This is a genomic window from Leptospira sp. WS58.C1, from assembly GCF_040833995.1.
GTDB lineage: Bacteria > Spirochaetota > Leptospiria > Leptospirales > Leptospiraceae > Leptospira_B > Leptospira_B cinconiae.
This window is the reverse complement of the sequence record NZ_CP162137.1, coordinates 1,930,417-1,943,624: the sequence shown is the minus strand read 5'-3', so window position 1 is coordinate 1,943,624 and position 13,208 is coordinate 1,930,417. Positions and strand designations below refer to the sequence as shown.

The 13,208-nt window shown below is 42.5% G+C and carries 12 protein-coding genes; 2 read left to right on the top strand and 10 right to left on the bottom strand.

The features are described 5' to 3' along the window. Positions 1–3: 3 nt before the first annotated feature. The 4 genes from kdsA to rfaE1 all read right to left on the bottom strand — a co-directional run bounded on the left by kdsA (position 4) and on the right by rfaE1 (position 4,054). On the bottom strand, positions 4–855 hold the full coding sequence (gene kdsA, locus AB3N61_RS08790) for a 3-deoxy-8-phosphooctulonate synthase (protein ID WP_367897366.1): 852 nt from the start codon (positions 853–855) through the stop codon (positions 4–6). Then, positions 855–2,471, bottom strand: coding sequence for a CTP synthase (locus AB3N61_RS08785; RefSeq protein ID WP_036088728.1), 1,617 nt, complete (start codon positions 2,469–2,471; stop codon positions 855–857). Before AB3N61_RS08785 ends, kdsA begins: the two co-directional genes overlap by 1 nt. A gap of 81 nt (positions 2,472–2,552) precedes the next feature. Then, the gene (gene rfaE2, locus AB3N61_RS08780; RefSeq protein ID WP_412758365.1) at positions 2,553–3,047 is read right to left on the bottom strand and encodes a D-glycero-beta-D-manno-heptose 1-phosphate adenylyltransferase; all 495 of its coding nucleotides are present in this window, start codon (positions 3,045–3,047) and stop codon (positions 2,553–2,555) included. Beyond that, the gene (gene rfaE1 / locus AB3N61_RS08775) at positions 3,044–4,054 is read right to left on the bottom strand and encodes a D-glycero-beta-D-manno-heptose-7-phosphate kinase (protein WP_367897365.1); all 1,011 of its coding nucleotides are present in this window, start codon (positions 4,052–4,054) and stop codon (positions 3,044–3,046) included. The genes rfaE2 and rfaE1 overlap by 4 nt, the downstream gene beginning before the upstream one ends. Before the next feature lie 62 nt (positions 4,055–4,116). On the opposite strand from rfaE1, the gene AB3N61_RS08770 reads away from it, so the two are divergent. Beyond that, complete coding sequence (locus tag AB3N61_RS08770) at positions 4,117–4,731, top strand: LON peptidase substrate-binding domain-containing protein (RefSeq protein WP_020768249.1); 615 nt, start codon at positions 4,117–4,119, stop codon at positions 4,729–4,731. A gap of 167 nt (positions 4,732–4,898) precedes the next feature. On the opposite strand, the gene AB3N61_RS08765 is transcribed toward AB3N61_RS08770, so the two are convergent. From AB3N61_RS08765 to AB3N61_RS08755, 3 genes are read right to left on the bottom strand one after another with little or no spacing between them, the layout of a single operon-like run. Beyond that, entirely contained in the window at positions 4,899–6,152 is a 1,254-nt protein-coding gene (locus tag AB3N61_RS08765; RefSeq protein WP_367897364.1) for a C40 family peptidase, read from the bottom strand. Beyond that, on the bottom strand, positions 6,149–7,441 hold the full coding sequence (locus tag AB3N61_RS08760) for a peptide MFS transporter (RefSeq protein WP_367897363.1): 1,293 nt from the start codon (positions 7,439–7,441) through the stop codon (positions 6,149–6,151). Before AB3N61_RS08760 ends, AB3N61_RS08765 begins: the two co-directional genes overlap by 4 nt. Continuing rightward, entirely contained in the window at positions 7,414–7,971 is a 558-nt protein-coding gene (locus AB3N61_RS08755) for a cob(I)yrinic acid a,c-diamide adenosyltransferase (protein ID WP_367897362.1), read from the bottom strand. Before AB3N61_RS08755 ends, AB3N61_RS08760 begins: the two co-directional genes overlap by 28 nt. Positions 7,972–8,281: 310 nt before the next feature. Between AB3N61_RS08755 and AB3N61_RS08750 the strand changes: the two genes are divergently transcribed. Further along, entirely contained in the window at positions 8,282–9,133 is an 852-nt protein-coding gene (locus tag AB3N61_RS08750; protein ID WP_367897361.1) for a flagellin, read from the top strand. Positions 9,134–9,212: 79 nt separating this feature from the next. Here the strand turns inward: AB3N61_RS08750 and AB3N61_RS08745 are convergent, their stop codons facing one another. The 3 genes from AB3N61_RS08745 to AB3N61_RS08735 all read right to left on the bottom strand — a co-directional run bounded on the left by AB3N61_RS08745 (position 9,213) and on the right by AB3N61_RS08735 (position 13,205). Further along, entirely contained in the window at positions 9,213–9,521 is a 309-nt protein-coding gene (locus AB3N61_RS08745; RefSeq protein WP_367897360.1) for an LIC_10421 family protein, read from the bottom strand. A 115-nt stretch (positions 9,522–9,636) separates the two neighbouring features. Then, positions 9,637–9,900 (bottom strand): hypothetical protein, encoded by a 264-nt coding sequence (locus AB3N61_RS08740; protein ID WP_367897359.1) that lies wholly within the window; start codon positions 9,898–9,900, stop codon positions 9,637–9,639. A 17-nt stretch (positions 9,901–9,917) separates the two neighbouring features. Next, positions 9,918–13,205 (bottom strand): efflux RND transporter permease subunit, encoded by a 3,288-nt coding sequence (locus AB3N61_RS08735; RefSeq protein ID WP_367897358.1) that lies wholly within the window; start codon positions 13,203–13,205, stop codon positions 9,918–9,920. Positions 13,206–13,208: the final 3 nt, after the last annotated feature.

Here is a 13,208-nt window from a genome sequence, read left to right as displayed (position 1 = left end):
CGATTAGCGGTTTAGGATTTCCTGTTTTACGTAACGATCTAAACCGACCAATTCCTTTAATAAGGATTTAATTTCTGAGAGAGGATATTGAGTGGTAGCATCGGAAAGCGCTTTGGCAGGGTCCGGATGCACCTCCATAAAGATACCTTCTATCCCGAGCGCCACTGCACTTCTTGTCATACTCGGAATATATTCTCTCTGCCCCCCGGTGATATTACCCGCCGCTCCAGGCAATTGTGCGGAGTGAGTGGCGTCGAATACTACCGGAATATCATAACTATGTAATATAGGGACGGTTCTTCCGTCGAATACCAAATTCCCGTAACCGAATGTGGTCCCTCTTTCGGTAACCATATACTTTTCGGAGCCGGATTCTTGGATTTTTGTTTTGATATGTCTACAATCGGAAGGAGCTAAGAACTGTCCTTTTTTGACATTCACCCATTTTCCGGTTTTAGCGGATTCTGCGATTAGATCCGTTTGTCTACTCAAGAATGCCGGGATCTGATACATATCGATCACATCTTTCAGCGGACCAACTTGAGAAGTCTCATGGATATCGGTTAACACCGGGACGTTAAATTTTGTCTTAATATGTTCTAAATGTTTGATCCCTTCCGTAAGTCCGGGACCTCTATACGAAGTAACGGAGGAACGATTTGCCTTGTCGAAACTACTTTTGAAAACATAAGGGATGCCAAGTTCGGAGGTGATCTCTAACATCTCCGCACAGACTTTTTCGAGTAAGTCCCTGTTTTCCATGACGCAAGGACCGGCGATCAAGAAGAATGGATTTTTTCCTCCGATCTTTTTGCCGGTTAAAAAATCCCTTTCTTGGGCAGTTTTATCGCTCATTACGCCTTCCTTGCAAATTTGACCGCGGCACGGATGAATCCGGCGAATAATGGATGCGGTTTTGTAGGTTTTCCAGTGAATTCAGGATGGAATTGAACTCCAATAAACCAAGGATGATCCGGAATTTCTACGATTTCAATCAGGTTTTCATCCGGAGAAATACCGGAAAGGATCATTCCTTTCTCTTCGAATCTTTGTTTGTATTTGTTGGTAAACTCGAATCTATGTCTATGTCGCTCATAGATCAGCTCTTGTTTATATTCGTTAAATGCTAAGGTGTTCTTTTTGATCTTACAAGGATAAGATCCTAAACGCATGGTCCCACCCATCTGATCGATATCCATCTGCTCTTCGATAAGAGAGATCACCGGGTCCGGAGAGTCCGGCCTAAATTCAGTGGAGTTTGCATCTTTAAGACCGAGCACATTCCTTGCGTATTCAATCACTGCACATTGCATTCCAAGACAGATCCCGAAGAACGGAATTCCTTTGGTTCTTGCGTATTGGATTGCGGCGATCTTACCTTCTATCCCTCTGTCCCCGAATCCACCCGGAACTAAAACACCATGAGCGGATTTTAAAACATCCTTCACATTCGTTTTATCCAGTTTTTCAGGATCTACTTTGATAAATTCCACGTTTGCTTCGTTTGCAATCCCGCCATGAGATAAACTTTCGTAAACGGAACGATACGCATCATGAAGGGAGATGTACTTACCGACTACTGCGATCTGGACGGTTTGTTTTGCGGATTGAAGACTTTTTATGATCTTCTCCCATTCCGTAAAATTGGATTTTCCAAGTTCAAGTCCTAATGTTTTTAGAACTACTTGGTCCAATTTTTCTTCCTTGTACATTTTAGGGATTTCGTAAATGGAAGTGCTGATATCGGAAGCGGAGATCACATTTTCTTCTTTTACGTTACAGAAGGAGGAAATTTTTCCTTTCATCTCCTTTGGCATCGGCTGGTTCACACGGCAGATCAAAATATCAGGTTGGATCCCGAGAGCTAAAAGTTCTTTCACGGAGTGTTGGGTAGGTTTTGTTTTTGCTTCCCCAGCTACTGTGATGGTTGGAACTAAAGTAACATGGATAAATAAAACTTGAGAAGGTCCATGCTCGTATCTCATCTGACGGATCGCTTCCAAGAACGGAATAGACTCGATGTCACCCACTGTTCCGCCGATCTCAACGATCACAAAGTCGGTCGCATTTTCTCTGGCAAGAGTATAGATCCTATTTCGGATCTCGTTCGTGATATGAGGAACTACCTGAACTGTTCTACCCAGATAATCCCCTTTTCTTTCTCTTTGGATTACAGTATTATAAATTTGTCCGGTGGAGACGGAATTTTTACGAGTAAATTTGGATTTGGTAAATCTTTCGTAATACCCGAGATCCAAATCGGTTTCTGCTCCATCTTCGGTCACATACACTTCTCCATGCTGGTACGGACTCATGGTTCCAGGATCTATATTGATATAAGGATCCATTTTTTGCAGGGAAACGGAATAACCCCTACTTTCCAGAAGGCATCCAAGGGCTGCTGCGGATACACCCTTTCCAAGGGAGGAACAAACACCTCCGGTCACGAAAATAAATTTAGTTTTGGACAAACCGATCTCCTACCTGCTGAACAGAGTTTTCTTCAGTCTCGGAAAATCCAACTCGGAATTTCGCGGAATTGAGAAGGAATTCTAGGGTTTTTGTCGAATGCGCCGGATCAGATCCGTGCTGGAAAATCCAGGAACAAAAGGCAGAATTTTCACTTCTCCGCCTAATTTGCGAACAAGGGGAGTTTCCGGAAGCGCTTCCAGATCATAATCTCCCCCTTTTACGTGAATATGAGGTGCTACCTCTGAGATCAGCTCTAAGGGAGTGTCTTCGGAAAACACACTAATATAGTCCACAAAAGAAAGACAGGAAAGAAGAAGTGCCCGGTCCTCTTCCGGATTGACAGGACGTTCCGGTCCTTTCAGTCTTTTGACAGAAGAATCGGAATTGATCCCTACCCAAAGAACGTCTCCCAAATCTTTTGCTTGCGAAAGATACGTTAAATGGCCTTTATGAACTAGATCGAATACACCGTTTGTAAAAACGATTTTTTGGTGAGAGCGAATCTTCTCCGAAACATTCTTCACTTCCGTAAAAGGAATAATTTTCTCGATACAGGAAGAGAAAGAAGACTTCACTGAAAACTTCCTCTTTTCTCTAAAGCTTCCAAAAGTTCTTCTAAAGAAACGGTTTCCGCACCCAATTTTCCGACAACCACACCTGCTGCTGCGTTCGAAACGATTGCCGCTTCTAATTCTCCTAAACCTGCCGCTAAAAAGGAAGTATAAACCGAGATCACAGTATCCCCTGCTCCGGTTACGTCGAATACTTCTTTCGCAACTGTAGGAATATGATAGGTCTTGGATTCGGAAGAAATGTAAAGGCTCATTCCCTTTTCTCCCCGAGTAATCATCATAGAAGGTGAATGTAGATTTTCCGCGATCTTCCCCGCTGCTTCTTCCACTTCCGCATTCGTCTCTAATTTTTTCCCGAGAGCCTTTCCTGCTTCGTGGTGGTTCGGGGTCATGACGGTAGCTTTTTCATATTGGAAAAAATGAGACACTTGCGGATCCACTGTTACGATCTTTTTATGTTGGACGGCCAGATCGATTGTTTTGCGGATGAGACTTGCAGTCAGAGTTCCTTTATCATAATCGGAAAGAATAACTGCATCCGCTTCTTGGATGATCTTGGAAAAACTTTCCAGTAATTGTTTTTCTTCCGAATCACTGAGTGGAAATGTTTCTTCCCTATCGATACGACAAACTTGCTGGTGACCTGCGATCACTCTAGTTTTTAGAATGGTAGGTACGATTTCGGAACGAATAATTGTGTTCTTGGAAGAGTTTGTGTTTTCGGTGGAAAGAAGATCATCCAAAGTTTTTGCGGCAGGGTCGTTACCCGCTCTGCCCAATACAAAAGATTGAACGCCTAAACTGGAAAGATTTTTTACCACATTCCCTGCACCACCCAAAGTGGTTTTTTCATTACGAACCCAGACCACCGGAACGGGAGCCTCCGGAGAAATTCGGTTCACTTCTCCGATCAGATACTCGTCCAGGATGAGATCTCCGATCACGATTATTTTAGTGGTTTTTAATTTAGAAGCCGCTTCCAAATATCGCTTTTTATCTAAGTAATACAATTTTAAACCGGTCTTACAATTTGATTTGCGTTTTCACTTCAACAGGTTAGGATAAATCCTAGGTGTCAAGAACTACAATTCCGATCTTTCCTCTTCCCGAAGTCATCTTATTTCCAGGCACATTTCTTCCCCTTCATATTTTCGAGCCTCGATACAGGATGATGTTGGACTATTGTTCCGAGTCCGGCGAAGAAATGGCGATCGCGCCGATCAAAATGGATCCCGATAATTTAAAAAATCCTCAGCCGGAAATAGAAACTATTTTCGGTTGGGGTACGATTGTCAGAAGAGACCCACTTCCCGACGGAAGATCCAATATTCTACTTGAAGGCAAAGGGATCGCAAAATTAGAATCTTACGATACCATGGAGCCTTTCCGGATCGGCCTAGTAGAAAAGATAGAAGCTGATTCCAAATACATCGAAGACAAACTTTTTGTAGAGATTTTCGATCGGATCCTGTATCTTACTAAACGAATTCTACTTTCAGAAGGCGCTAAGGAAGAACTGATCCTCCGAATGAACGATCTCTGGTCTCATCCTTTCCCTGTGGATTTTATTTCTTCGATTTTAAATTTCAATTTTAAGAAGAAGCAGGAGATCCTCTCCAGCACGGATCAAATCCTGAAAGCACAACTACTTGTCGGCATTGTAGAAGAGATGAATTTAGGGGAATAGTTTCGCAGGTATTTTCGCACTGAGTTCACAGAGAACACAGAGTTTTTCACGCCACGGCGCAAAGATAAAAAGATAGGTTTCGAAATTCTAAAAATCTCTTCTAAACTTCACGGCTTCGCGTGAGCCCCATCTCTGTGATCTCCGTGGGCTCTGTGCGAAATAAAAAACTAATTCACAACTTTCTTAAATACTCTTCTAGATAGAACAAAACGATCGAGCCACCATTTCATCCGGATCTTGTCGATTACCACTCCACGAGTGGAAGAAGCATGCGCAAATTCCTCTCCGTTTAAGACCATACCTACATGAGTCACTTTGGACTGATTGGGAGAAGCGGAAAAGAAAATGAGGTCTCCTGATCTCATTTCATTATGAGAAACTCCGATACCCATTTTGGTTTGTGCACTAGAAGCGCGAGATACCATTTTTTCTGGAACGCCGATACGACCATCCGTTAAAACTCTATACGTAAAACCGGAACAGTCGGTTCCAGTTTTAGCCGCATTCGCCCATTTATAAGGAGTCCCGATCCATTCTTTCGCAACCTTTTGTAGCGCGTTGGAAGATAAAGTCTCCCAACCTTCTTTGCTTGGCTTATCAGGTTCTGTCGGTTCTCCCGGTTCCGGTAAATTTGGGACCAAGGGCGGATCCGGCAACGGTTCGATTCTTGGTCTGTCCCCGATTACGATCCCACCCACTTCCTCTAACGAAGTTTCTACCGCACGAGCGGAAGCGAATTTTTGAGGAGAAGCGACCTTCTCTCCTTCATGCAATTTTTTTAAATTAGAAAGAAGGATATAAGAGGCACCATCCAATTTTGAATCCAGCACGGATTTGAAAGAGTTTTCCGTTTTTGCAAAAGGGATACTTCTCCCTTTAGCGGGGAATTGGGTTAGGATTTTGGATGCCAAACGGTTTTCCGGAAAATCCACTAACTTTCCTGCGATAAGTGCCCTTCCACCTGCAAGTACTGAAAAACCGTCCCATTTTTTTTCCATGGCGGCTTCTACAAAACGGTTTCTGACTTCTTCTCTAATCCCTGCTTTTTTGGTTTCTTTAAAATATAAACCTATATAGCTGAAATCTTCTTTGGAGATTTCCCTTTTGGAAACGACAGGAATTGCGTCTTCCGCTTCCTCAAAAGTGAGTCCTTCTTTGACCGCGTAGTCCAGGTTCACTATCAGTTCCGCCGTTTTTTCCGGACTTACACCTTCTAAGATCGCCCAAGGGATCACATTTTTCGTGATCTTCAGCACTGCCTTACTTCCGGCTCTTTGTCCTAATTTTTGAAAAACGGAGTTTTTGATAAGAAGTGTCTGAGAACGATCCCAATCCGCTTTTAATAGATCCTCGAAAGGATCTGCAAATACGGAACAGGAGAAAAAAAGAAGAATAGTAACTACAAAGATCCGAACTCTCATTTTACACCATGCATCCAAGATTCTAATTTTTTACGGAATAAAAATAAACCGATCGCTGTGATCATCGGAAGAAAGAAAAAGATCAGAAAAAAACCGGATAAGGATTCCCTTCCTCCCATATAACGAGTCAATTCACCCGCAAGAACATGGGCGAAGAAGTTTGCCAAGAACCAAAATCCCATCATCATTGAAGCGACTTTCACCGGAGCTAATTTTGTAACCAAAGAAAGACCTACAGGCGAGAGGAATAATTCTCCGATCGTTAAAAGTAGAATCGAAAGAATGATCCAAATGGAAGAAAATTTTTCAGTCGATCCGAAAGTTACCAAAGAAAGAAGAAGGTAACCGAATCCTAAAACGATTAGTCCTAAACAAAACTTGGTCACTGTCGAAATATGCCTGCCCGATTCCTCGAATTTTTTCCAGATCCAAGAAATGACCAAAGCTAAACTCACCACAAAAAGTGGGTTGAGAGATTGGTAATTTGCAGCAGGGACTTCCCAGCCTAAAATATTTCTATCCACATATCTATCTATGATCAGGCTTAAGGAAGAACCGATCTGCTCATAAGAAGCCCAGAATGTAATCGTGACCGCGGAAAAAACCAGGATCGCAAAAATCCTTTCTCTGTTTTGTTTTGGATCTTCTTCTTTCGGATCGGAAATCGACTGATTTCCATTCGCTAGGAATGCGTCCGGATTGACTCTTCTTCCTAAAACTCCGAAGATAATAAGACCAATGAGCATTCCTGCTGCTGCGATCCCGAAACCGTAATGCCAACCTTTGTATTCCGCAAGATTGGCGCAGGCCCAGGTTCCCAGGATCGCTCCTAAATTGATCCCAAAATAGAATATCGTAAAACCGGAATCTTTTAACTCCGGTTTCCCTTCTAATTCGTAAATTCTTCCTACGACGGTGGAAATACAAGGTTTGAAAAAACCGTTTCCTGCGATCAAAAGTCCAAGTCCCAAGTAAAAAGTCCAAAGACCGTTGAACGCCAAGGAAAGATGGCCGAACATCATAAGGATTCCGCCCAAAAAGATGGAACGTTTGTATCCTAAAACTCGGTCCGCTAGTAAACCTCCCAAAATGGGGGTCAGATACACGAATCCATTATAAAATCCGTATATTCTCCCCGCCTGAGCGTCTTGCATCAAAAGTTCTTTTGTAAGAAATAGAACAAGAAGCGCTCTCATTCCGTAAAAAGAAAATCTCTCCCACATTTCCACGAAGAAGAGAACGTACAAACCTTTAGGATGAGTTATTTGCCTTTGGCTCTGGATTTCCATTCCGGTTCCGGGATCTTGGATTCAAAATTAGCGTATCTTGCGGCAACGAATAGATGGTCAGAAAGTCTATTCATAAATGTAAGATTTTCTGCAAAGATTTCGTGGCCTTCTTCCTTATAACGGACCATTTCTCTTTCTAACCTTCTTGCCAGTGTTCTGGCCACATGCAAAAAAGAAGAAGCGGAGGATCCGCCAGGTAGGATAAAATTTTTCAAAGGAAGAAGTGAATCTTGCCAGAGATCTATTTCTTTTTCTAGTTGGGAAATATCCTCTTCTAAGATACAGGAAGAATCGTCCTTCTTCTTATAACCTGCGAGTTCTGAACCCAATTCAAACAGTAAATTTTGGATCCTTTCGAGTGAGTCCTTTAGTTTGGAATTTTTTGTTAGGAAAGAAATTGAGACTCCGATTGCGGAATTCAATTCGTCTGCGGTCCCATACAACTCTACCCTAGGATCAGCTTTAGAAACCCTGGTTCCGGAAGCCAAGGATGTGGTGCCGGAGTCGCCCTTTTTGGTGTAAATTTTCATGATTCAGCCTGAATTTAGGGGACAGAATTCGAAAAACTTCGGAAAATTCCCGCAAGAAAAGCGGTTTTAACGGAAAAAAAGTTGCGAAATGGTCAACGTGGATGATAGAATAAGGGCAGATTTTCCCTCTTTTGGATTATCGTCGTTTGCGACTTTAGTCTTTAGGAAAAATCGTAAAAAAAATCTCCCCATAAAAATAAGGGAGTGAAATTCGCAGTGGATATCCGGGTTGCCCGGGAGGCTCTCTCCTCCTAAAAGCCCGGCCTAATAGTTCGGACGGATCCGAACTCTAGCTACAGGGAGGTTGTTGATGATTATCAATCACAACATCAGCGCTCTTCGTACGAATAACGTACTGAAGACAGTCAATCACGAGCTGGACAAAACCACAGAAAAACTATCCACCGGTATGAGGATCAATCGTGCCGGAGATGATGCATTGGGATTTGCCGTTTCCGAAAGGATGCGCACCCAGATCCGTGGTCTTGCTCAAGCAGAAAGAAACGTAATGGATGGAGTTTCATTCATTCAGGTTACCGAAGGGAATCTGGAGCAAGTGAATAATATTCTCCAAAGACTCCGAGAATTATCCATCCAAACTTCCAACGGGATTTACTCGGACGATGATCGTAAACTCGTTCAACTGGAAGTAGATCAACTCATCGAAGAAGTGGACCGCTTAGGTAAAACCGCCGAGTTCAACAAAATTCGACCTTTGAGTGGAGCCTACTCTAAGGATTCTAAAAATCCGATCCAGTTGCATGTGGGACCGAATCAAAACGAGAAGCTGGAAATTTTCGTGGATGCCATGAATGCCGGTGCTCTTCAATTGGAGACCAACGGGAAAAAGCAGACTTTGTCTACTCCCGCTTCTTCCAACACGATGATCGGTATTCTGGATAACGCGATCCAAAAGGTGAATAAACAAAGGTCCGACTTAGGAGCTTATTATAACCGTTTGGAAATCACGGCAGAAGGCCTACAAGCAAACTATATTAATATGGTGTCTGCGGAAAGCCGAGTAAGGGACGCGGATATGGCAGAACATATCGTGGACTACACCAAAAATCAGATCTTGACCAAAAGTGGGGTTGCAATGCTTGCTCAGGCAAACATGAGACCGGAACAAGTGGTAAAACTTCTGAGTGAAAGATTCGGATGAGAAAATAGATTTTCTGAAAATTCGAAGAGACCCGTCCGAGAGGACGGGTTTTTTATTATAAAAGTGTAAACTGTTAAGTTTAGAATTTATCCGCTTGTGCTTTGTAAGCAGCTGCTTCTTTTTCACAATGATCGGCTAATTTTTTATATTTTTCCTTCTCAGCTGCATCAGCGGTTGCCTTTCCGCCGTGAGATTGGCCAGCCAAGGATTTATATTTATCCGCCAAGTCCTTATGGTCTTTGGCTTTTTTACTAAAATATTCTTTGGCGATCTTTTTTAGATCCGGAGTGGTTGCTTCCGCGATGAGTAGGTTGTCCAGTTCGGTGAATGCATAAGCATTACCTGCCAGGATAAGGGAAAATAAAATGGTTGCTAAAGTTTTTTTCATACAAACTCCTAATGTGCGCCCGCTAAGTTTACGGGCACTGTGTCCTATAGTCAATATTAAATTGATTGAATTGTCTTAACATCTTATGAAATGCGAAGTGATTTTTATCAAAGGATTAAGACTTTTTGAAGGTCCCCTTTTTTGCATCGCATTCCTTTTTCGTTAAGGAGATCCAGCCCTTCCCTTTGCAGGAGTTTTGTCCTGAGCAAGAGTTCCCGTTTGTATGGCAGTCGCTTTTTCCTTTGCAGGAATTGACCCCGTGACATTCTCCTTTTGTGTTATCCGTACCGCCCTCCTGTTTTTCGGAAAATACTTCTCCCGATAGAAATAGTCCGGAGATTGCCGCTCCGATGATCAGTTTTTTTGTAGTGTTGTTCATATTGTATTCCTTATTATTTAAATTGATTTCGTTCTTCTTTTCTTAACTAAAGGAAAGCTCGGAAGGATATTTTCCAGTTTTCCCTCTTTCCAGAGCATGTATATAGGAGGATATACTAAAAGTTCCAGAATAAAACTGGTCACAAGTCCCCCCACCATGGGAGCCGCAATCCTTTTCATTACGTCGGAACCTGTGCTCATAGACCACATGATCGGGAGAAGTCCCATCATAGCTGCGAGTACAGTCATGATCTTAGGACGAATCCTATGAACCGCTCCATGGATGATCGCTTCTATCAGATCTTCTTTGGTCCTAAGTTTTCCTTTTTTCTTAGCGTCCTCGTAGGAAAGATCCAGATATAAGAGCATAAACACACCTGTCTCCGCATCCAGCCCCATGAGCGCTATCATTCCTACCCAAACTGCAACCGAGATCTGGTAATCCAGTATATACAAAAGTCCTATAGCACCTATCAAAGAAAAAGGGACTGCAAGCAGTACGATCAGCGTTTTTATATAGGATTTTGTATTGAAGTACAATAATAAAAATATAATAAAGATCGTTAAGGGAAGAATATACATCATTCGTTCTCTAACCCGTATCATATTCTCATATTGACCACTCCAAACTATGGAATATCCGGGAGGAAGAATGATCGAATCTGAAACTTTCTTTTTTGCTTGATCCACAAAACCGCCTATATCGGAAGTTGAAGGATCCACATACACGTAACCTGCCAAAAACCCGTTCTCATCCCGGATCATGGAAGGACCGGTTTTTGCTCCAATACTTGCAATTTCAGAGATCGGAATATGGCCGAATTCTTTTGTGGGAACTAGGATAGTTTTGATCTTATCCAAAGAATCTCGTAACTCCCGTGGATAGCGAACATTTACGGAAAAACGTTCTCGTCCTTCGACCGTTTGAGTGATCTGTTCTCCTCCGATGGCTGCCACAATGATCTGTTGAGCGGTCTCTACGGAAATATTATATCTTGCTAATTTTTCTCTTCTTAAATTTAGATCTAGGAAATAACCGCCAGCGGTTCTTTCCGCAAATACGCTTCTGACGTTTTTATCCGTTTTTAGAAGTGCTTCTATTTTGATCCCTATGGATTCTATTTCCTCCAGAGAAGAACCTAAAATCTTAATTCCGATCGGTGTCCTCATTCCGGTACTGAGCATATCGATCCGAGTTTTGATCGGCATGGTCCAGGCATTTGTGGCCCCCGGAAATTGCATTTCCTTGTTCATCTTCTCTACTAACTCATCCTTGGTCAGTCTTTCCGATACAAAAGGAAGAAACGGATATTGGAAGATCCTTGGCCAATTGGAATAGAATCTGTCTGCCTTTCTCCATTCATCTTGCGGTTTCAAAAGGATCACAGTTTCCATCATGGAGAATGGTGCGGGATCTGTAGCTGTATCGGAACGTCCCGCTTTTCCAAAAACTCGTTTCACTTCCGGAAAACTTTTCAGTTTTTTATCCATAGCGATCATGAGTTTTTCCGCTTCCGCTACCGATATCCCTGGCAAGGTAGTCGGCATGTATAGAAAGGATTCCTCATACAGCTGGGGCATAAATTCCGAGCCCAAACTAAAATATACAGGAATGGTCAGGATCACTAAAGTGAACGCGGAAGCTATGATCGTTTTAGGTCGGTGAAGAACATAACGGCAAGCTGGTTCGTAAAATCTGAATAGGATCTTACTAACCGGATGTTTTTCTTCCGGATAATATTTTCCGACAAACATAGTAGTCGCAATCTTAGAAAGAAGTGCATTCTTAAATTGGAAAGGCTCCATTCTCGTGAATAACATTCTAACTGCGGGATCCAACGTGATTGCCAAGAATGCAGCAACAGCCATCGCAATATTTTTAGAATAAGCTAACGGACGAAACAATCTTCCTTCTTGGTCTACAAGTGTGAAGATCGGGAAGAAGGCGACAGCAATCACCAGTAATGAGAAGAATACGGAAGGTCCCACTTCGAGTAGTGCTTCCAATCTGACTTTGTGATAATCTCCTATTCTCCCGCCTGATTCCCATTCTTCCAATTTTTTGTATGCGTTTTCTACTTCTACGATCGCCCCATCCACTAATACCCCGATAGAAATTGCCATACCGGCTAAAGACATTATATTGGCGTTTATATCCAGTAGATTCATCGGAATAAACGCGATGATGACCGAGATCGGTATGGTTAGGATCGGAATAATGGCAGAAGGGAAATGCCATAAAAAAATGAGGATCACGATCGAGACAATGATCATCTCTTCGACCAATTTGAATTTCAAATTACTGATTGCGTGTTCAATCAGTTCGGATCGATCATAAGTGGTGATTAGCTCCGCACCTTTCGGTAGATTTTTTTTAATTTCTTCTAACTTTATTTTGACCCTTTCGATAACCGATAATGCGTTTTCTCCATGACGCATGACGATAGTGCCTGCGACTACATCCCCTTCTCCGTTTAGATCCACAATCCCTCTACGAATATCAGGTCCGAATTGGACGGAAGCCACGTTTTTTAGAAGCACCGGAGTTCCGTTTATGTCCGTGGAAAGAGGAATATTTTCTATATCAGTCAAAGAAGAAAGATAACCTCTCCCTCTCACCATATACTCTGCGCCGGAGATTTCCAGTAGGCGTCCTCCGGTTTCCTGGTTACTTTCTCGGACCTTTTGTATAACCGTTTCAAAATCCACATTATATGATCTTAAAGCGTTTGGATGGATCGTGATTTGGTATTGTTTTTTGAAACCTCCGATCCCTGCTACTTCCGAAACTCCAGGAACCGAATTTAATAAATATCGCAGATGAAAATCCTGATACGTCCTTAAATCGACCAAGGAATTGTTTCCCGTTTGGTCTATCAATGCATATTGGTACACCCATCCTACTGCGCTTGCGTCCGGACCCAATTCCGTTTTTACGCCTGAAGGAAGTAAAGGTTGTATTCGTGAAAGGTATTCCAAAACCCTGGATCTGGCCCAATAGATATCCGTGCCATCCTGGAAAATCACATAAACATAGGAAAAACCGAAATCCGAAAATCCACGAACCACTTTGATCTTAGGAGCGCCTAAGAGTGACGTGATGATCGGATAAGTGACCTGGTCCTCCATGATATCCGGACTTCTGTCCCAACGAGAATATACGATCACTTGGGTATCGGATAGATCCGGGATCGCATCCAAAGGAATGGTTTTCATAGACACATAAGATGCGATGAGTATCGCAAGGGTGACCAGAAGAACTAAAAACTTATTTTCTGCGGAAAATCGAATGATAGATTGGATCATATA